Below are 21,298 nucleotides of genomic sequence, written 5' to 3' on the forward strand. Positions count from 1 at the left end.
AAATATAGGACTTTGCGCAGTGACAAAATCTTAATACTTTACTTATATTGTGAAGCAAAAAACCATGTCGAAATCAATTTTATTACTCAGCGACACACATTCATATATAGACGAACGCATATTGCATTGGGGTGAAAAAGCAGATGAAATTTGGCATGCTGGCGATATTGGAGATAATTCTGTTACAGACCAACTTAAGGAAATCAAACCACTTCGTGCAGTTTATGGAAATATTGACAGTCATAAAATAAGAGCAGAATTTCCGTTGGATCAACGTTTTGTGCTGGAAGGCGTGGATGTTTGGATGACGCATATTGGCGGTTATCCAAAAAGGTACGACAGGCGTATCGATTCAGAAATAAAAAAAAATCCCCCAAAACTATTCATCTCCGGACATTCTCATATTCTGAAAGTCATGCATGACAAAACACTAGGATTGTTGCATATGAATCCTGGTGCAGCAGGAATACACGGGTTTCACCAGGAGCGCACAATGTTAAGGTTTAAATTGGATAGCGGCCAAATTAAAGATTTGGAAGTTGTTAAACTTGGAAAACGTGGACAAAAAGCTTAAACAAAAAAAACCCCGAATGGCTTCGGGGTTTCAATGCACTAACATTACTAAGATTTGAGTGTTTAACGCAATCGATCCACAGATTTTACAAGATCTTCGTCCTTTTTGATGGCTTTGTTAGCCAGAGCAATAAAAACGATAGAAATTATAGGAAGAAGCATCCCAATACCTTTCTCAGAAATATCCATTTCTCCAGGTAGGCTTAGTGTCCAATATGCGAAAACGCCTACTAAAACAAAGTTCAATATGATGTTCAATCGTCCTAAAACGAATTGAAATTTTCTCTTTTTAAATAAAAATATTGTAATGAGCGTAACCAAACTTGATAACAAAAACAAAGATATGGCAATTGGTTGAGAAATCGCATACATTTCTACATCATCTGAAGTTGTCCACAACGGCAGATAGAAAATTAAGACTGCGTTGAGCAGAATTACAACCAATAAAAATAGGCTTTGAATTCTTTGAATCATAATTTGATTAATTTCTGCACAAAAATAATAGAATATTTGAGAAATAATATTCTGAAATAAAATAAAGTTGTATAATTGCAATGTCTTCGGACAACTATTTTCCTAAATAGTTATTTATCATCATTTTAAAATTCGAAACTCCTTCGAAAAAAATTAATTTCATAATCTAATTTCATATAAATAAATGTTAGAAATTATAGAACTTAAGTCTAGAAAGCTTTATGAGTTACAGCAGATAGCTAAAGAACTAAAAGTACCTAAATTCAGAAGTTTAAAGAAGCTCGATTTAATATATCAAATACTTGATTATCAGGCTGCTAACCCAAAAAAAATGCAGGAAATCTTAGCTAAAGAAAACGAGGTTTTTAATAAAAGCAAAGAGCCTAAAGAAGAACCTAAGCCAACAGCTGAGGATTCAACACCCGATAAGAAATCACAAGAAGAATCTGAAGCTCCAAAAAAGCAGAGAAAGCGTCTTTCTAAAAACGAGCCCAAACCACCTGCCAAAAATCCTTTTGAAAATTCTGATCAAGCAAAACAAGATCAAAAAAAACCTGCTGCTCCTAAAAAACAGCAAGCACAAAAAGAATCTAAACATAAGCCAGATTCTAAAAAAGCTGAGGAAGATTCTCATAATAAAAAACCAGAATCTAAGCCAAAACCTAAGCCCCATCAAAATAAAAAGGTTCAGGAAAACAAACAAAAGGACAATAGTCCTAGGCAAAATAAGCCACAGAGTAACAAGCCTAGCAACGATTCTAAACAAAAAAATAACAACGACAAAAGCGGAAATCGAGACCAAAAGAATAAATACAAAAATCCAGATTACGAATTTGACTCAATTATAGAAAGTGAAGGTGTTCTTGATCTGATGCAAGATGGTTACGGATTTTTAAGATCTTCAGACTACAATTATTTATCGTCACCAGATGATATTTATTTATCACAATCTCAAATTAAATTATTCGGTTTAAAAACTGGAGATACTGTTTTAGGTGAAGTACGACCACCAAAAGAAGGTGAAAAATATTTCCCTTTAATTAAAATTAAAAAAATAAATGGTTTAGACCCAAAAATAGTGAGAGATCGTGTTTCCTTTGAACACTTGACCCCATTATTTCCTCAAGAAAAGTTTAAACTTGCTGAAAAAAGAAGTACACTTTCTACAAGAATTATAGATTTGTTTTCGCCAATTGGAAAAGGACAGCGAGGCATGATTGTTTCTCAGCCAAAAACTGGAAAAACAATGTTGCTAAAAGACATTGCCAACGCCATAGCAGCAAATCACCCAGAAGTTTATCAAATTGTTTTACTTATAGATGAACGCCCGGAGGAAGTTACCGATATGCAACGAAATGTTCGTGGCGAAGTTGTCGCTTCTACTTTTGATAAAGAAGCTCATGAACATGTCCGCGTCGCCAATTTGGTTATTGAAAAAGCCAAAAGATTGGTAGAATGTGGTCACGACGTAGTTATTTTGTTAGATTCTATCACAAGATTAGCTCGAGCTTACAACACAGTTCAACCAGCAAGTGGAAAAGTTTTGAGTGGTGGTGTAGATGCTAATGCATTGCACAAGCCAAAACGTTTCTTTGGTGCAGCACGTAATATAGAAAATGGTGGTTCATTGTCTATCATTGCTACAGCACTAACAGATACCGGTTCAAAAATGGATGAAGTAATTTTTGAAGAATTTAAAGGTACTGGAAATATGGAATTACAACTCGATCGTAAAATTGCAAATCGTAGAATATTCCCAGCTATCGATTTGACGTCCTCTAGTACTCGTCGCGATGATTTACTTCTTGACAAAAACCATATTAATAAAATGTGGATTATGAGAAAGTATCTAGCTGACATGAATCCTATAGAAGCCATTGAATTCTTGAATACTAGAATAAAAGACACCAAATCCAACGAAGAATTTTTGATGTCGATGAATGGCTAATTTCTTTAAAATAAATTCAATAGAAAATCCCTCAAAATTTGAACTTTGAGGGATTTTTTTGTTTAAAATTGAAATTGAATTATCAATCTGGAGATTTTAATTTGTTGGCCTTGAAAGGACGGACAATCAACCTTGCGGCACGATCATAATTGATGTAACTGTAGGTCCAATTGAAGAATGTAACTATTCTATTTCTGAATCCGACCAAAAACCAGAGATGAATGAACATCCAAATAAACCAAGCAAAAGCACCTCCAAAATGGGTTTTATCCAAATCAACAACAGCTTTGTTTCTCCCAATGGTTGCCATCGTTCCTTTATCATTATATTCAAATGGTGATAATTCTTGTTTATTTTTCATTTTGACCAGATTTTTAGCCAAGTGTTCACCTTGCTGAATAGCTGGTTGAGCCATCATTGGGTGTCCTTTTGGAAAATCTTCACTTTGCATTAGTGCAATATCACCAATTGCAAAAATATTGTCATAACCATCAATTTGGTTGAAAACGTTCACATTATATCGGTTGGCTTTTTTCATAAGTGCAACATCTTTCAAACCTTGAATAGCTGCGCCAGTGACACCAGCGCTCCAAATAAAAGTTTCTGCATGAAAATTATCACCGTTATTGGTTTTTACAATGTTATCATCGTAGGATTCGACCATCGTATTTAAGTGAATTTTCACCCCTAAATTCTCTAAGTATTTCTGGGCATTTTGAGAAGATTTTTTGCTCATGGGCGGCAATACCGCATCTAAACCTTCAATTAAATGAATTTGAATTTCGTTAGGGTTAATGTCGTGATAATCTTTGGGCACCACATTTTGTCGTAACTCTGCTATAGCTCCGCTCAATTCTACTCCTGTTGGGCCAGCACCAGCAATCACAAAATTCAGTAAAGCCTTACGTTTTTTTTCATCAGAAGTTATAGTAGCTTCCTCTAAATTCTCCAGAATCAAACTTCTCAAATTTAAAGCTTGAGGCACAGTTTTCATCCAAATCGCATTTTCTTCAACGCTTTTATTTCCAAAAAAATTTGTTTTTGAACCAGTTGCAATAACCAAATAGTCATAAGTTAATTCACCTATATCGGTTTTCAGTGATTGCTGTTCAGCATCAATCTCTTGGACTTCAGCCATTCTGAAATAAGCTTTTTTGTTGTTATTCAAAATTTTTCTAATCGGATATGCTATAGAATCTGGTTCGAGTCCTGAAGTAGAAACTTGATAAAGTAAAGGCTGAAAAGTGTGGTAATTTCGCTTATCTAGCAATACTACCTGAAATTGTTTTTTTCGTAATTTTTTAGCTAAATTTATACCACCAAATCCGCCACCTATTATGACGACCCTTGGTAAATCGGTCACTGGAATATTCATTAGGCTTTTTTTTCTAAAATAATTTATTTTAAGCGAAAAGCTGTAACATTAGGAAAATTTTACTACTTATACTTAATAAATAGCGTAAAGTGAATCAAGTTTTGGAGGAAGAATTCGTCATGCTTTTGGAGAAAAACCAAAACATCGTGCATAAAATTTGCAGGATGTACACCAACGGTGATGAAGTAGCCCACAAAGATTTGTTTCAGGAAATTACAATTCAACTTTGGAAAGCATACCCGAAATTTAGAGGTGATTCTAAATTTAGCACTTGGATGTATCGTGTTTCGCTAAATACTGCGATTACACTTTACAGAAAACAAAAGAGAAAAATAAAAACGCAAGATTGGGAAAATGTTGATTTCAAAATAAAATCTGAACCTTACGATTCTACTTTGGATGACAATATGAAGTTGATGTATGCTGCTATTAAAGAACTGAATGATATTGATAAAGCTTTGGTTTTGTTGTACTTGGAAGACAAATCATACACTGAAATTTCCGAAACCCTCGGTATTTCTGAAGTCAATGCTAGAGTGAAAATGAACAGGGTGAAAACAAAGCTAAAAAAAATACTGAATCCTTAATTTATGGATGAATTAGATTTAATAAAAAAAGACTGGCAAAAACGAAATGAAAATTTGCCTAAATTCTCTGCATCGGAACTATATCCCATGTTAAAAAAGCGCTCCTCTTCTATTGTGAAGTGGATTTTCCTAATCAGCGTTATCGAGTTTTTATTTTGGATAGGCATAGAAATTATTAGTTTCTCTCAAGAATACATGGATTTGGTAGAAAGCATGGGTTTAGGATTGTTTTTGAGAATTAGCATGGTTATTAATTACATAGTAATAGTCACATTCATTATTTTATTTTTCAACAATTATAGAAAAATAAAAATCAATGATGACATTAAAACATTGATGAAGAATATTATCAGAACTCGTAAAACTGTAAAATGTTATGTTTGGTTCAATGTCAGTATTTTTATTATAACTTTTTTAGTTTCAACAATAGCAATGTTAGTAGAGCAAGATTTTCAAGACATGCAAAAAGTGTTGATTGTCGGAGTAATATTAATTGTAGTTATGACTGTATTTGTTGGTCTTATCTTATTGTTTTATAGATTACTTTACGGTTTTCTAACTAAAAAACTTTATAGAAATTACGAACAATTGAAAAGAATAGAATTATAATTATGCTCTTGGATGAAATTTTTCCATAACTGACCTTAAATGTGTTCGATCCAAATGCATATAAATTTCTGTTGTTGTAATACTTTCGTGACCTAACATTTGTTGGATGGCACGCAAATTAGCTCCGTTTTCCAAAAGGTGTGTTGCAAACGAATGACGAAACGTATGCGGACTTATTTTTTTAGTCAAATTTGCTTCTTTGGCCAAGCTTTTTATCATTGTAAAAATCATGGCACGAGTTAATTGGCGACCGTAACGATTTAGAAACAAAACATCCACAGCTTCGGGCTTTATATCACGATGAATGCGTACTTCATTTTTATAGATATTTATAAATTTTTGAGTATAATCATTTACTGGCACCACACGCTCCTTATTGCCTTTACCAATCACTCGGATGAAGCCTTCCTCAAAAAACAAGTCAGAAATTCTCAACTCAATTAGTTCACTCACACGCAAACCACAACCATAAAGTGTTTCGACGATCGCACGATTACGTTCACCTTGGGGATGAGACAAATCTATAGTTTCAATAAGTTTATCAATATCAGCAGTAGAAAGTGTATCGGGCAACTTCCGTCCTATTTTAGGAGAATCGATAAGTTCTAATGGATTGTCTTTCCTGTAATCTTCAAAAATAAGATAATTGAAAAAACTTTTCAATCCTGAAATAATTCTGGCCTGTGACCTGGCGTTTACAAACTGAGAAATCGAATAAATAAATTCCTGAACTGTAGTTTCAGAAATATTTTCAGGTGTGATTTTTATTTCGTGATTTTCTAAAAAATTCTTCAACTTTTCAACATCCATTTTGTAGTTGGCTATAGAATTATCTGCCAAACCACGTTCAATTTTTAAAAAATAAGTGAAATCTGAAATTGCTTGCGTCCAATTCATGGGCTGAATAAAAAACACTTGATTTCAATATTTTGTCATCAAGTGTTTTTGAATTTATTTTATAAAATTTGCTCGGTATGCGCTTTGGTTTTTACTTTTTTGATGACGTCTTCAATCACGCCGTTTTCATCAATTACAAAAGTTGTCCGGTGAATGCCTTCATATTCTTTACCCATAAATTTTTTTGGTCCCCAAACACCAAAAGCTTCAATCACAGATTTATCTTCATCGGCAAGAAGTGGAAAAGGCAATTCATATTTATTTTTAAAATTTTGTTGGCGTTTTGGAGAATCTGCGCTCACACCTAAAATTTCATAACCTTTGGATTGAAAGGCTTCCCAATTGTCACGCAAATTACAAGCTTCCGCAGTACAACCTGGTGTACTGGCTTTTGGATAAAAGAAAACAACTAGTTTTTTGCCTTTGTAATCTTCCAATTTGTGCACATTTCCATCCTGATCTTTAGCTTCAAAATTTGGGGCTTGATTGCCTGCTTCTAATGTTGTCATAATTATTATTTTTGTTTAAAAGTAAAGTAAATGAAAAAATCTGAAAAAGTAGATTTCGTTATAAATACGTTAAAGGATATTTATCCTGAAATTCCAATTCCACTAGACCACAAAGATCCTTACACTTTACTGATTGCGGTTTTGCTTTCTGCACAGAGTACAGATATTAAAGTTAATCAAATTACCCCACTTCTATTTGAAAAAGCGGATAATCCGTGGGATATGGTGAAACTTTCTGTAGATGAAATTAGAAATATTATAAAACCTGTTGGTTTGTCGCCTATGAAATCTAAAGGAATTCACGGTTTGTCTGAAATTTTAATTGAAAAATATAATGGAAAAGTGCCACAAAATTTTGAAGCTTTAGAGGAGTTGCCAGCGGTTGGTCACAAAACTGCTAGTGTGGTCTTGGCACAAGCTTTTGATATTCCAACTTTCCCTGTCGATACTCATATTCACCGGTTGATGTACCGTTGGGGTTTAAGTACTGGCAAAAATGTAAAAGTTACAGAAAAAGATGCCAAGCGCTTATTTCCTGAATATCTTTGGAATGAATTGCATCTTCAAATCATTTGGTACGGAAGAGAATATTCTCAAGCTAGAGGTTGGAATTTAGACAATGATATTATCACTAAAACTATTGGCAGGAAATCCGTTATCAATGAATATTATATGAAAAAAGCCCCTAAATAGAGGCTTTTATGGTTTTAAAAGTTAAGATTTTTCAGTTTTGAATAAATTCAAAAGTTGAATTTTTATGTGAAATCACCTTCAAAGCTTTTGAGTAATTCAGAATGAAATCTATAGTTTTCCGTTTAGGTTTCATTCGTTGTCCTGATTTTTGTGTTGATTCATTCAAGTAGATTTTTGCCATATTGATAGATTTAAATCAAAGTAATAACGTCAAAAATTTACTTTTATTGTAATCGTTAATTGGTAAGGACAACCTGGTGTTTTTCTATGATTTTGCGCAAATTTATCAATGCGTATCGCATGCGACCTAAAGCAGTATTGATACTGACATCGGTTTTTAAAGCGATTTCTTTGAAACTCATTTCTTTGAAAATTCGCATTTGCAAAACGTCATGTTGATCTTCTGGCAATTCTTTGATTAGCTCGTGTAAATCCATTTCGATCTGTGACTTTATAATTTGCTTTTCAGCATTTAAAGTTCCATCTGTAAGAAAATCTAGAATTTCAAAATCACCTTTGCTTTCAAATTTTGGCATACGACTACTTTTTCTGAAATGATCAATCACTAAATTATGTGCAATACGCATAACCCAAGGTAAAAATTTACCTTCTTCATTGTATTTTCCACGCTTCAAAGTATTGATAACTTTGATAAATGTATCTTGAAAGATATCTTCAGCTAAATCTTTGTCGTAAACTTTAGAGAATATAAAACTGTAAATTTTTTGTTCGTGACGATTAATCAGGATTGATAATGCTTGCTCCTCACCTGCCATGTAACTCTTGACCAAAGTGGCCTCAGAAGAAATTTTTTTCCTATTCATACTTTTCACTTATTTATTAATATTGTGCAAACTGTGATGAGTTTGCGAAAATCTATTTAAGAATAATTTAAGTAAAAGTATGCTATAGGCTTCTATAATTTTTTGCTAATATATAAATATTGATCAAATTACAACAAATTGCTAAGAACTTTAACATTGTTAGAAATCTTATAAAATTCAGTTTTACAATGACATATCTTTATCTTTGCAACATTCAAAAGCAATATGAAAAAGATAAATTTAGAACAACTCGATCCTCGAGAAAATATAATTATTAAAGGCGCTAAACTCCATAATCTTAAAAATATAGACGTGGTGATTCCAAGAAATAAACTTGTAGTCATCACTGGACTATCAGGCTCGGGAAAATCTAGTTTAGCTTTCGACACTTTGTATGCGGAAGGACAAAGGCGCTATGTAGAAAGTTTGTCGGCTTATGCAAGACAATTTCTTGGAAGATTGGACAAGCCAAAAGTAGACTATATAAAAGGTATTGCTCCTGCTATTGCTATTGAACAAAAAGTAAATTCAACTAATCCACGTTCTACAGTCGGCACTTCTACAGAAATTTATGATTATCTGAAATTGCTTTATGCAAGAATAGGTAAAACCTACTCCCCTATTTCTGGTAATGAAGTCAAAAGACATCGCGTCACAGATGTAATTGACCACATTAAAACTCTAGATGAAAAAACCAAACTACTTCTATTATCACCAATTACTTTAGAAAAAAACAGAACGCCTTTAGAAAAAATAAAAATTCTTCAACAACAAGGTTTCAGCCGAATTAAAATTGACGATAAAGTTGAACGAATCAGTGATGCTTTAGAACAAAAAATTCCAAAGAAAAGTAAATTATCACTGGTTGTAGATAGAATTGTGGTCAAACACGAAGAAGATTTCTACAATCGTTTGGCAGATGCGATTCAGAATGCATTTTTTGAAGGTAAAGGTGAACTTCAAATAGAAGATGTCAAAACAGGAAATATTACAAATTTCAACAACAAATTTGAGTTGGACGGTATGACTTTCACTGAACCAAGCGTTCACTTATTCAGTTTTAATAATCCTGTCGGTGCGTGTCCAAAATGTGAAGGTTATGGTGATATTATCGATATTGACGAAGAATTAGTGATTCCGAATACAGGTTTAAGTATTTACGAAAATGCCGTTGCACCCTGGACAAGCGAAAAAGCAGCAAAATTCAAAAGAGATTTTATCAATTCTGCATATAAATTCGATTTTCCAGTCCATACACCATATTTTGAATTATCTGAGGCTGAAAAAGACGTGCTTTGGAATGGAAATCAATACGTAAAAGGTATTAACGATTTCTTCGAAAAAGTTAAAGCTAAAGCATATAAAATACAAAATCGGGTTCTGCTCTCCAGATACAGAGGCCGAACAAAATGTCCTAGTTGTAAAGGCAAAAGGTTAAAAAAAGAAGCGAGTTTTGTCAAAATAAATGATGTCAACATTTCTGAATTGGTAGATTTACCGATTGATAAAGTTTTAAATTTTTTCAAAAAACTGAACCTAAATGAACACGATACGAACGTGGCTAAACGCTTGCTGAAAGAAATTGATAATAGGCTGAAATTTTTGATGGACGTAGGTTTAACTTATTTGTCGCTCAACAGAAAATCCAATTCACTCTCAGGGGGAGAGTCTCAACGCATCAATTTAGCAACTTCATTAGGAAGCAGTTTAGTTGGCTCCATGTATATTTTGGATGAGCCATCAATTGGTTTACACTCCAAAGACAACGAAAATCTGATTAAAGTTTTGAAAAACTTGCGTGACTTGGGCAACACAGTTATTGTTGTTGAACATGACGAAGATATCATGAAAGCCGCAGATTACATTATAGATATTGGTCCTGAAGCAGGCACAAATGGTGGTGATTTGGTTGCTAATGGCACTTATAAGCAAATTCTGAAAGCGAAATCACTTACAGCTGAATACCTCAACGGCAAACAAAGCATAGCAATATCTAAACCTAGACGAACTTCTAAAAATTTTGTTGAAATAAAAGGTGCTCGTGAGAACAATTTGAAAAACATCAACGTCAAAGTTCCTTTGGACATCTTTGTAGCCATTACAGGCGTTTCTGGTAGTGGAAAAAGTACGCTTGTCAAACAATTATTGTATCCAGCAATGATTAAACATAATGGTGGTTACGGCACTAAAATCGGCCAATTCGATGGAATTGAAGGTAAATTCAACCATATCAAAAATATTGAATACGTAGACCAAAATCCGATTGGTAGATCTTCGCGATCTAACCCTGTAACTTATATTAAAGCTTACGATGATATTAGAAACTTATTTGCAAACCAGAAACTTTCTAAAATCAGAAATTTCAAGGCAAAACATTTTAGTTTCAATGTAGATGGCGGTCGCTGCGAAACTTGCCAAGGAGAAGGCGAAGTGACTATAGAAATGCAATTTATGGCAGATGTGCATTTGGAATGCGAAGCTTGTCAAGGTAGACGTTTCAAACAACAAGTTTTGGATGTCACTTTTGAAGATAAAAATATCGATGATGTTTTGAATATGACGATTGATGATGCAATGACTTTTTTCACAGCGCACAACGAAAATAAAATCACAAGTAAACTACAAGCCTTGCAAGACGTCGGTTTAGGATACGTCACTTTAGGTCAGAGCTCTTCTACACTATCTGGTGGTGAAGCACAACGAATAAAACTGGCTTCTTTTTTGACTAAAGGAAAAAAAGCCAACCAAACGCTTTTTATTTTTGATGAACCTACAACAGGTTTACATTTTCATGACATCAAAAAACTGCTAAAATCTTTTGACGCCTTAATTGAAAACGGACATAGCGTTTTAGTTATTGAACACAACATCGACTTGATTAAAAGCGCTGATCATGTTATAGATTTAGGACCAAATGGCGGTGTAAACGGTGGGCAACTTGTTGCAGAAGGCACGCCAGAACTACTAGCAAAATCAAAAAAATCCTTCACAGGACATTATCTAAAAGCAAAAGTTTCGTGAAAATTTTACTTGAATGAGAAATTTATTTTAAATTTGCATTACTTTAAAGTAATTAAAGTTTGTTTTGATGTTTCATGGTTGTTTATCAAAACAGTTTTTGGTTGATTAGTTGGAAAACTCCTTAGCAATCTCTTGTTAAGGAGTTTTCTTTTGAAATAACTTTCTATATATATCACTAATATCTTGAGAAAGATTCATTGATAAAGTAAGAAAAATATACATTAAGCTAATTATAAGCGATTTAGTTATGATATTAAAAATTGGGTGCCAAGTAAAATCCCAAAAATAAAATACCAAAGTCATTCCTGAAATACTCAATAATATCATTAAACTTTTGAAATTTATCGGATGAATTTTAAACTTGAGATAAACAAACAGAAGTTTAAAAATATTAAAAGCTAAAAAGGCACTAAAACTCGCATAAGCCGCGCCGTAAATCCCAAATTCAGGAATCAACCAAATGTTCAGTAAAAATGCTAAAACAACAATCAAAATTCCCGCTAAAAGAATTGTTTTATAATATTTAGAATTAAAAATAATACTGTTGTTGTTTCCCAAAAAATTATCAGACAACTTTACTAAACTTATCAGAAACACTATACTTACACCAGCTCTATAATCCTCAGGAATTAATTGGTACAACATTTCAATATTGGTAACAATCAAAATAAAGATTAATCCACTAATCAAAAATAAAGTATTGGAACTCCTGATGTATAAATCTTTTAAATCTGTGATAGATTTAGTATTCAGAAGTTTTGCTGTAATCGGATTTGTAATTTGGTGCATTGCTTTAGATGGTACAGCAATCACAGTAGCAATGTAAATTGCAATGCCGTAAATAGACACATTTTCAATCGGTAAAAAATATTCAATCATAACTTTATCCATGTCGAAAAGTGCGACAGCTATAGTGCCAGCCACGAAAATCAATGACGAATATTGCATGACATCTTTAAAATTTGGTGGCAATTGCCATGAAAATTTAGGTAAATACAATCTGAACGCATAGATCATTAAGACTAAAGTTCGAAAAACGTAAACCGCAAGAACTCCATAAATGAAAGTGTTAACTGTCAATAAGTCAAAATAAAGCGCTAATAATAGCAACGTAATACCAAGTCTATGGAATACTTCACGCATTATCGTCCCAAAAACGCTTTGAAATTGCACTTTAGTCCAGGCAAAAAAGACTTCAAAATAAGCTGTAACAATTCCAATAATCAAAATCGTCCAAGCATATGGCTGAACTAAATCATTTTGTCCTTCAAAATAATTTAAAATATAATCGTATGAAAAATAGCCTAAAACACCGAAAAACAAACCTAGTAAAAGAGGAAAAAATAAAGCAAAAGATAACAAGCGATCTCGTTCAAAAGTATTGCTATAACTGCTGAAATATTTTATTACCGTATTATGGACTCCCAAAGACATAAACGGCCAAATCAGATTTCCAGCCGATAACAAAAATGTCACTAATCCATAATATTCAGGCGTTAAAAATTTGGGATAAAGAAACAGTACGTTTAACGCGCCAAGTCCAAATCCAACATAAGTAGAAACCACGTTTTTGATAGACTGATTAGCAACAATTCCCATAATTATTTAATCAAATTGATCAAAGATTTCGTCAAATTTTTTCGACTATATTTAGTTATGTTTTCAGAATCAACTTTCAATTTTCCTTTAAGGAATTTATTGAAACAATTTAGAATATAAACTTTAAGATCTAATTTATCTTTATAGGAAAAACATTGCCCCGATTTGGTTTCAGCAATAATCCTATCTACGTCCCAATTTTCTGGGCCAATTGCTAAAATAGGACGTTTTGCAGCCAAATATTCGAATATTTTCCCAGGAATGATACCTTGTGTTTCAGTTTTGTCTATTTCAATAAGTAACAAAACTTGTGCGCTACGTTGTCTTTGGACAGATTCGTCATGATCTAAATAGCCTTCAACACTCACATATTGCTTTAAACCAGCTTTATAAATGCTGTCTAATACTACATCGCTGACTTTGCCGACCAATTTCAATTCAAAAAAATCTTTGAAAGCTAAGTTTTCTGAAATCAATTCAGCAAAAACTTCCCAAAGCAACTCTGGATTTCGCTCACTCAATAATGAACCTATGTGTGAAATCGTAAAGTTTTCACTAAGTTCAATATCTTCAGAGAAATCTTTGTCATCAAAACCATTCGTAATTACAGTGATGTTTTTGTCAGTTTTAGATTCAAATTCGGATTTGGTTTGAAAACTGGTGACAATAATTTCGTCAGCGGATTTTAAAACTTTAGACTCTAAATTGCTGTGTTTCAATTTTGAAGATTCATTCAATTTTAAATCTTTATGATAACCAATATTTGTCCAAGGATCTCTAAAATCTGCAATCCATTTCAGTTCTGGAAATTCCGTTTTCAGACCCAACCCAATGAGGTGCATGCTGTGTGGCGGTCCAGTTGTAATAATTGTTTCTATGTCTTGATTTCTAAGATACTCAGTCAAGAATTTAATTGAAGGTTGAATCCAAAATTTCCTTGCATCAGGAATAAAATAATTGCCTCTAATATAAAGCAGAGATTTTTGAACTAAATTCTGATTGGCTTTCGATTTAATAATGCCACTGCTTATATTTTGGGTATCTTTTTTTGATAAAATGCCAGCAATGGCATAGGGTTCAAAAATAGATCGCTCCAGAATTTGAACCTCGGAATGTACAGAAAGACTTTGATCTTTTAAAGGATAATGTGGGTTTTTAGGTTTATAGACAACAGGTTGAATATTGAATTCTGGCAAATAATTGGTGAATTTCAACCAACGTTGAACGCCAGGTCCGCCTGCTGGTGGCCAATAATATGTTATAATTAGTATTTTTTTCATTAATCAATTGGCTTTGTCTTTCCAAGTTTTATACAAACCGCCCAAAATCACGATCAGTAATAAGATAGAGCTAAATAAACTTATTTTGCCACCATAGTTAATTAATTGTGGTTGAAATTTAAATGTGATTTCATGATCTCCAGCTGGTAGTGGCATACCTCTGAGCACATAATTGACTCGTAAATGTTGAGCTGGTTTCCCATCTATAAAAGCTTGCCAACCATTTGGATAGTAGATTTCAGAGAAGACAGCAAAAGTTTTGTTTTCAGAACTATAGTTGTATTTCAATTCATTTTCAGCATAATCTACAAGCTCAATTTGACTTTCTTCTGATGTTGAAAAGGCTTTATTTTGAATCGTAAAATCTTCAGATTCTACAATTGCTGTTTCCTTCATAGAAAGCGTGTCCAAAGCCAAAATTGCTTCATTTGCATTAGCAACAATTTCTAAATTTTCCACAAACCATGCATTGCCAAAAGCATCAGGATTGGGTTGGGCTCTTGGTGAACCTTCATCGTCAAAAATGAAATATTTTATATTTAACATATTCAAGACAGACTGTTTGCCTTCGTAGATATAAAAGTCAAAAAGTTCTTGTATTCTGCCAGGTTTTGCTGCATGATAACCGCCAATTGAATTATGAAAATACGATGCTCGGGCTGAATTCAGCGGATTTGACGTTAAGTCATAAACCCGATAATGCGAACTATCCGTCAAAATATCTCGGTCGGCTTGAGTAGGTTGAAACGGTTTTGTCATTTTGGTAATTTGGACAAAATCGTCTTCATTGACATAATTAGTATTTACGCCAATTAAATCGACCAAAACTAAAACGCCCGTAATAATAAGAAGTGTATTTTTCTTCAGTTTTTCATTTAGGTAAGCCCAAATTCCGGCAGCCAATAGCAAGACAAAAACCAGAGATCGAATAGTATCAGCAGTAAACATGGCTTTTCGATCTTCTTTGAGTGCTCGGACAAATTTTGCTCCCATTTGCTGAATCATCTGAGAATCGTTTGGTCCACTAAAATCAAATAATGCTGATTTAAAAAACAAGAACACCAATCCCAAACCTCCTAAAATAAGACTTGACTTCTTAAGTGCTTCTTGCTTGTCTGATTTTGGGATTTTTGAATTAAAAATTTTAGCTAAACCAATAAAAGCAAGTAATGGCACACAAAATTCAATAATTACTTGAATAGAAGACACCGCTCTAAATTTATCATAAAATGGCATGACTTCAATAAAAAATTTCGTCAGCAAACTGAAGTTATCCCCCAATGACAGTAAAAAAGCTAAAATAGAACCAGCTACAATCCACCATTTTCTTTTACCTCTTACCAAAAATAAGCCCAAAACAAATAAGAAAATTACACTAGCTCCAATATAGGCTGGTGCACCAATAAAAGTTTGTTCGCCCCAATATGTAGGTGAATTTTTTGCAAAATCTAAAGCTTGTTGTGGTGTAGCTCCTAAATTTAGAATTTCCTGATAAACTTCAGAATCTTTGCCTAAATTTTCACTACTAGAACCACCCATAAATCGTGGTATAAATAAATTGAAAGATTCAAGCCAACCGTAGCTATATTCTGTGATATAATCGTAATCTAATCCAGATTTTTCTTTAGGCGATCCATCTGGATTTATAGTAAGTCCGGTTTCCCCACGAGTACTGAATTTTGCATATTCTTGCGTCGCTAAAATATTGGTAATATTTAGTAAGACAGCTAAAACCAATGCCGGAATCATATAGCCAATAGCTTTAAAAAAGCTTGGTAATGTTTTGTTTCTGAATGCATTTACCAAATAAACAATCACAATCACCAAACAAAGTAACATCAAATAATAAGTCATTTGGAAATGATTAGTCATCAATTCAAAAGCAAGACCGACTGCTAAAAGCACACTTCCCCAAAAATATTTCTGCCGAAATGTGAGCAGAATTCCACTAACAACAATGGGGAAATAAGCAATGGCATGCGCTTTCGCATTATGACCAACACCAAGAATAATAATAAGATATGTAGAAAAACCAAAAGCTAAAGCGCCAAGAAAGGCGATTTTGTATTCAATTTTCAAGCATAAAAACAAAATATACATCCCGATAAAATAGAGAAATAAATAATCCGCCGGTCTTGGTAAAAAACGTAATTTTCTGTCTATTTCTTTGATAAAATTATAAGGATAATTGGCTCCTAACTGGTAGGTTGGCATACCACCAAATGCAGAGTTTGTCCAATAAGGTTCTTCACCCTCATTTGCTCTAAAATCGTTTTGAGATTTTGCCATACCAGTGTATTGCACAATGTCGCTCTGGTAAATAGTTTTTCCTTGCAAAACTGGATAAAAAAAGGATAAAGCAGCAATAATGAAACCAATAATTATTAAAATATGTTTCCAAGATTTTTTTAAAATATTTGGCATAGAATTCAGAATTATATTAGTTGAAAGTTAATCAATTTCTTCATAATCAATATACTCACCAACTTTTTGATTTTTGGATTTTTTTGTAGACGTTTTGGACTTGAATCGAGTTTTTTGTGAACTATTGGTTTCCTCTTGTGGTTGTTGACTTTGATTGAATTTATCTTGCATTTTTTTGGCGAAGCGTTTCATTATAAACTTCAGCAATAGCGGCCCTAAGTATTTAATTAGGATTCTAAGTCCTACAAAAATGAGTAAAATGATTAAGACGGTTTCTAAAAATTCCATACCAAATTGAAAATTAATTTACAAAAATACCATTATGAATGAGCAAATAAAGTTTCATAGCCTTAAAAATGATAATTAATTTTATATTTGATATAAAATACCTTCAAGATGAAATATATTACTAGTCTTTTGTTACTGTTTATACCTTTGGTTTCGCAAGCCCAATATACCGAAACTATAAACTCCAACCGTCCTGGAGAATCTTTTGGAGCTTATGCGGTAGGTACAAATGTACTTCAATTTGAAACTGGTTTGGCTTATGGTGAAGACACCCACTCTAACCAACTCATCCCGAATAGATCACAAATCGATTTCCAATATCAAATTCGATATGGTTTGTATATGGAAAAACTTGAAGTTATTCTCGATGGTACTTTTGCCAGTGCTGAAGAGCAATACTTAAGAGGTGGTCAAGAAATCACAAATTCTTATAGCAATTTAGAAAGTAATACTTTGGGTGCAAAGTATTTGATTTACGACCCTAACATAAAAAGAATTAAAGAAGGACCTGATTTATACAGTTGGAAAGCTAATAATCGCTTTCAATGGGATGATTTAATCCCTGCAGTTTCCGCTTATGCAGGCGTAAATTTACGTTTTGGTGAAAACCCTTTCTTATACGAAGGCGAATCAAGTATATCACCAAAAGCAGCAATTATCACCCAAAATAATTGGGGCCGATGGGTATTTGTCACAAATCTTATTGCGAACCAAATTACCGAAGAATTTCCGACTTACGCAGGTGTTTTCACTTTAACGCATTCACTTTATAGCCACACTGGAATTTTTGCTGAATTTCAAACCTACATTAGCGACATCTATAGCGATGAAATACTAAGAGGCGGCGTTGCTTTTTTAGTAAATGATAATCTACAAATCGATGCGTCTGGTTTATTTAATTTTAAAGATACTCCGGAACGTTGGCGATTTGGTGTTGGTGTTTCCTATAGAATTGATATGCATACCGAAGATGAATATATTTTGAATGAAGAGCAAGAAGAAGAGTTAGAAAAAGAACAAGAGAAAAAAGAGGAAGAAAGCGACCAAGATTTTGATTTGCCTGAAGATGAAGAGTGATCGTTGTCTTAGAAATTTTGTTATCATGGTAACCTGAATTTCAATTTGCACTCCTAACTCTCTGAGAATGAAATAAAATTAAAAAAGCCAGATTTAGAAAAATCTGGCTTTTTTGATGAATTTGAAAAATCAAATATTATTTTTCAAATGTTTTCAATGTTTTTATGATAATTGACACACAATCCATCAATTGTTCTTTATTGATTACTAATGGTGGTGCAAAACGAATGATGTTACCATGAGTTGGTTTTGCTAAAAGACCGTTTTCTTTTAGAGCTACACAAATATCCCAAGCTGTTGAACTGTCTTCAGAATCGTTGATCACAATAGCATTCAGTAAACCACGACCACGGACGAGTTTAACAATATTATGTTTTTCGATAAATTTATTCAATTCACTTCTGAATAAATCTCCCATTTCTCGTGCATTTTGTGCTAATTTTTCATCCTTAACAACTTCAAGTGCTTCCATCGCCACAGCTGCAGCCACTGGATTTCCCCCAAAAGTTGAACCGTGTTGACCAGGCTGGATGACATTCATTATTGCATCATCAGCTAAAACTGCTGAGACTGGATAAGCACCTCCAGATAAAGCTTTCCCTAAAATCAAAACATCCGGACGCGAATAAGTATTTTCTTGGCGTTCGCAGTGACCTTGGCAGTCACATTTACCACAAACAGCTAATAATGCGCCAGTTCTTGCAATTCCCGTTTGAATTTCATCTGCCATAAATAGCACATTATGCTCATTGCATAATTCTTTGACTTTAGGAATAAATGAATCTTGCGGCGTATAAACACCTGCTTCTCCTTGAATTGGTTCAATAAGTGCACCTGCTATATTTTTGTTTTCCTTCAAAACTTTTTCCAAAGCTTCAGCATCATCATAAGGTACTTTTATAAATCCAGGCGTGTATGGACCAAAGTTTTTTCTAGCACCTTCATCATTACTAAATGAAATGATTGTTGTTGTTCTTCCGTGGAAATTATTTTCGAATACAATAATTTGCGCTTCAGTTTCAGCAATACCTTTTCTTTCGTAAGCCCATTTTCTACAAATCTTAATCGCTGTTTCTACAGCTTCAGCGCCGGTATTCATTGGCAGCAACTTGTCGAAGTTAAAATATTCTGTGGCATATTTTTCAAAAACACCCAATACATTATTATGAAAAGCACGTGAAGTCAAAGTAATTGTTTGTGCTTGTTCGTGCATCGCATTGATAATCCTAGGGTGGCAGTGTCCCTGATTTACAGCAGAATAGGCTGAAAGGAAGTCATAATATTTTTTACCTTCTACATCCCAGACATAAACGCCTTCTCCTTTTTTTAATACAGCTGGTAACGGATGGTAATTATGCGCACCGTGCTTATCTTCTAAAGCTATGGCTTGATCTGATGTTTTTACATCTTCTACTTTCATATTTATAAGTTTTAAACTTTAATAATCATTTTTGGCAAAAATAAACATCTCATTTTCAATTTTTCGTAAAGAAAATCGAAAACTATTGATTTCAGCTAATTTATTTTTGTTTTAAATAAAAAACTGAACAAAACGACTTTAGTCATAAAAAAGAATAATTTTATAAATTAATTTTGAAACTTAAATCTCATTTTATGTATCAAGATTCTAGACGGTACTCTAAAAAAATTATAGGAAAAATAAATCAAACCATTTCAGAAAAAATGAATTGGCAAAGTCGTTCGCTTCAGTTTGTACTTAGTTTTGTTTTAGCTTTAGGTTTAAGTTATTTAATTAAAGACCCAAATTTTACGGAAGGACAAAGTTCTGTCCTATTTATTTTATTTTTTTCAATTGGTTTATGGATTACAGAAGCCATTCCGCCTTTTGCGGTTGGAATTTTAATTATAGGTTATCTTGTGTTTACGATGAGTAATCTGGAAACTGAAAACGTAAAGCAATATGTACAAACTTGGTCAGATTCTGTAATTTGGCTTTTTCTAGGTGGTTTTTTTATAGCTGAAGCAATGAAGAAAACTGCTTTAGATCAATCTTTATTGAAGATTATTGTTCCTAAACTTGGTGAACAATCCAAAAATATTTTGCTAGGATTAATGCTAATTACGGCTTTTCTTTCAATGTTGATGAGCAACACTGCTACAACCGCGATGATGATTGCCAGCATTACGCCAATTACATTGAGTTTAGGTAAAGATGCACCACTAACCAAAGCGCTTTTAATTGGTATTCCTACAGCAGCTGCAATTGGTGGAATGGGAACAATAATTGGTTCCGCTCCAAATGCAATTGCCGTTGGAGCTTTAGACGGTATTGGCATTCGCATTAGCTTTCTGGAATGGATGCTCATTGGTATTCCCGTTGCATTTGTCTTAATATTCATTTTTTGGAGAGCTTTGCTAAAAAAATATCAAATTAAACGCAAATCTCTGGATTTAAGTTTTTTACAAAAGACAAAACAACAAACCGACAACAATATTTCCAACACACAAATTCGAATGACGATAATTATTATTCTCACAAGTTTGGTGTTTTGGTTGACTTCTCAATGGACAGGAATTCCTGTGGCTGCAGTTTCTGGAATACCAATAGTTGGACTTACAATGTTTGGTATTCTAGATTCAGATGACATGCGCAAATTACCATGGGATACGCTTATGTTGGTTGCAGGTGGACTTGCTTTGGGACTTGCAGTGCAACAGCAAGGTTTAACAGATTATTTCATCAGTTTTATCGATATTCAAGATTTTAATTTTTATGTCTTAGCCATAGTTTTTGCACTACTTAGCGTCATTTTTTCAAATATAATGAGTAATACGGCAACCACAACAATCATGGTTCCTTTAGCGATTTCTTTCGCTTTATTATTACCTGAACAATCACCAAAAATAATACCGCTAATTATTGCTTTGAGCGCATCTTGTGCGTTGCTTTTACCTGTTTCTACTCCACCTAATGCTATTGCTTACAGCACAGGAAAACTTCAACAATCTGACTTTAGATTTGGAGGAATTTTAATTGGAATTTTAGGGCCTATTTTAGTAAGTCTTTGGGTGTTTGTGATGGATTTACTTTAAGAATTGTATCATTTGAAAAGAAATCTTATCGAATAAAGCGGTAATTAAAACAATACTTTATTTTTG

General features: G+C 33.3%; 19 protein-coding genes. 8 read left to right on the forward strand and 11 right to left on the reverse strand.

Annotated features, from left to right (window positions below; all coding sequences use genetic code 11):
• The first annotated feature begins 64 nt into the window (after positions 1–64).
• Entirely contained in the window at positions 65–574 is a 510-nt protein-coding gene (locus tag EIG86_RS05465) for a metallophosphoesterase family protein (protein ID WP_127845153.1), read from the forward strand.
• Positions 575–636: 62 nt separating this feature from the next.
• Here EIG86_RS05465 and EIG86_RS05470 read toward each other — a convergent pair whose 3' ends face one another.
• Complete coding sequence (locus tag EIG86_RS05470) at positions 637–1,047, reverse strand: DUF4293 domain-containing protein (protein WP_127845154.1); 411 nt, start codon at positions 1,045–1,047, stop codon at positions 637–639.
• Between the two features lie 184 nt (positions 1,048–1,231).
• On the opposite strand from EIG86_RS05470, the gene rho reads away from it, so the two are divergent.
• A complete protein-coding gene (gene rho, locus EIG86_RS05475) occupies positions 1,232–2,995 on the forward strand; it encodes a transcription termination factor Rho (protein ID WP_127845155.1) in 1,764 nt (587 codons plus the stop codon).
• Between the two features lie 82 nt (positions 2,996–3,077).
• Here rho and EIG86_RS05480 read toward each other — a convergent pair whose 3' ends face one another.
• The gene (locus EIG86_RS05480; protein WP_127845156.1) at positions 3,078–4,370 is read right to left on the reverse strand and encodes an NAD(P)/FAD-dependent oxidoreductase; all 1,293 of its coding nucleotides are present in this window, start codon (positions 4,368–4,370) and stop codon (positions 3,078–3,080) included.
• Positions 4,371–4,459: 89 nt separating this feature from the next.
• Between EIG86_RS05480 and EIG86_RS05485 the strand changes: the two genes are divergently transcribed.
• Positions 4,460–4,957: an RNA polymerase sigma factor gene (locus EIG86_RS05485; protein WP_127845157.1), complete on the forward strand. Its 498-nt coding sequence runs from the start codon at positions 4,460–4,462 to the stop codon at positions 4,955–4,957.
• Between the two features lie 3 nt (positions 4,958–4,960).
• The gene (locus tag EIG86_RS05490) at positions 4,961–5,566 is read left to right on the forward strand and encodes a hypothetical protein (RefSeq protein ID WP_127845158.1); all 606 of its coding nucleotides are present in this window, start codon (positions 4,961–4,963) and stop codon (positions 5,564–5,566) included.
• On the opposite strand, the gene xerD is transcribed toward EIG86_RS05490, so the two are convergent.
• Positions 5,567–6,463, reverse strand: coding sequence for a site-specific tyrosine recombinase XerD (gene xerD, locus EIG86_RS05495; RefSeq protein ID WP_127845159.1), 897 nt, complete (start codon positions 6,461–6,463; stop codon positions 5,567–5,569).
• Positions 6,464–6,522: 59 nt separating this feature from the next.
• Positions 6,523–6,972 (reverse strand): thioredoxin-dependent thiol peroxidase, encoded by a 450-nt coding sequence (bcp, locus tag EIG86_RS05500; RefSeq protein ID WP_127845160.1) that lies wholly within the window; start codon positions 6,970–6,972, stop codon positions 6,523–6,525.
• Positions 6,973–7,002: 30 nt separating this feature from the next.
• On the opposite strand from bcp, the gene EIG86_RS05505 reads away from it, so the two are divergent.
• The gene (locus EIG86_RS05505) at positions 7,003–7,665 is read left to right on the forward strand and encodes an endonuclease III domain-containing protein (protein WP_127845161.1); all 663 of its coding nucleotides are present in this window, start codon (positions 7,003–7,005) and stop codon (positions 7,663–7,665) included.
• Between the two features lie 31 nt (positions 7,666–7,696).
• Here EIG86_RS05505 and EIG86_RS14170 read toward each other — a convergent pair whose 3' ends face one another.
• Entirely contained in the window at positions 7,697–7,846 is a 150-nt protein-coding gene (locus EIG86_RS14170; protein WP_192901709.1) for a hypothetical protein, read from the reverse strand.
• Positions 7,847–7,901: 55 nt separating this feature from the next.
• On the reverse strand, positions 7,902–8,489 hold the full coding sequence (locus EIG86_RS05510) for an RNA polymerase sigma factor (protein WP_127845162.1): 588 nt from the start codon (positions 8,487–8,489) through the stop codon (positions 7,902–7,904).
• A 225-nt stretch (positions 8,490–8,714) separates the two neighbouring features.
• Between EIG86_RS05510 and uvrA the strand changes: the two genes are divergently transcribed.
• Positions 8,715–11,510 (forward strand): excinuclease ABC subunit UvrA, encoded by a 2,796-nt coding sequence (uvrA, locus tag EIG86_RS05515; RefSeq protein ID WP_127845163.1) that lies wholly within the window; start codon positions 8,715–8,717, stop codon positions 11,508–11,510.
• Between the two features lie 135 nt (positions 11,511–11,645).
• Here uvrA and EIG86_RS05520 read toward each other — a convergent pair whose 3' ends face one another.
• Genes EIG86_RS05520 through EIG86_RS05535 form a run of 4 tightly spaced genes read right to left on the reverse strand, consistent with a single transcriptional unit; the run spans position 11,646 to position 17,101 of the window.
• A complete protein-coding gene (locus EIG86_RS05520) occupies positions 11,646–13,109 on the reverse strand; it encodes an oligosaccharide flippase family protein (protein ID WP_127845164.1) in 1,464 nt (487 codons plus the stop codon).
• 2 nt (positions 13,110–13,111) lie between these two features.
• A complete protein-coding gene (locus tag EIG86_RS05525; protein WP_127845165.1) occupies positions 13,112–14,389 on the reverse strand; it encodes a glycosyltransferase family protein in 1,278 nt (425 codons plus the stop codon).
• Between the two features lie 3 nt (positions 14,390–14,392).
• A complete protein-coding gene (locus tag EIG86_RS05530; protein WP_127845166.1) occupies positions 14,393–16,813 on the reverse strand; it encodes a YfhO family protein in 2,421 nt (806 codons plus the stop codon).
• Between the two features lie 27 nt (positions 16,814–16,840).
• The gene (locus EIG86_RS05535; RefSeq protein WP_127845167.1) at positions 16,841–17,101 is read right to left on the reverse strand and encodes a DUF4834 family protein; all 261 of its coding nucleotides are present in this window, start codon (positions 17,099–17,101) and stop codon (positions 16,841–16,843) included.
• A 108-nt stretch (positions 17,102–17,209) separates the two neighbouring features.
• On the opposite strand from EIG86_RS05535, the gene EIG86_RS05540 reads away from it, so the two are divergent.
• Positions 17,210–18,178: a transporter gene (locus tag EIG86_RS05540; RefSeq protein WP_127845168.1), complete on the forward strand. Its 969-nt coding sequence runs from the start codon at positions 17,210–17,212 to the stop codon at positions 18,176–18,178.
• Between the two features lie 136 nt (positions 18,179–18,314).
• Here the strand turns inward: EIG86_RS05540 and rocD are convergent, their stop codons facing one another.
• A complete protein-coding gene (gene rocD / locus EIG86_RS05545) occupies positions 18,315–19,598 on the reverse strand; it encodes an ornithine--oxo-acid transaminase (RefSeq protein WP_127845169.1) in 1,284 nt (427 codons plus the stop codon).
• 194 nt (positions 19,599–19,792) lie between these two features.
• Here rocD and EIG86_RS05550 point away from each other — a divergent pair, with 194 nt between their 5' ends.
• Positions 19,793–21,232, forward strand: coding sequence for an SLC13 family permease (locus EIG86_RS05550; RefSeq protein ID WP_127845170.1), 1,440 nt, complete (start codon positions 19,793–19,795; stop codon positions 21,230–21,232).
• The last annotated feature ends 66 nt before the right edge of the window (positions 21,233–21,298 follow it).

The organism is Psychroflexus aestuariivivens (assembly GCF_004010055.1).
In the GTDB taxonomy this organism is placed as follows: domain Bacteria; phylum Bacteroidota; class Bacteroidia; order Flavobacteriales; family Flavobacteriaceae; genus Psychroflexus; species Psychroflexus aestuariivivens.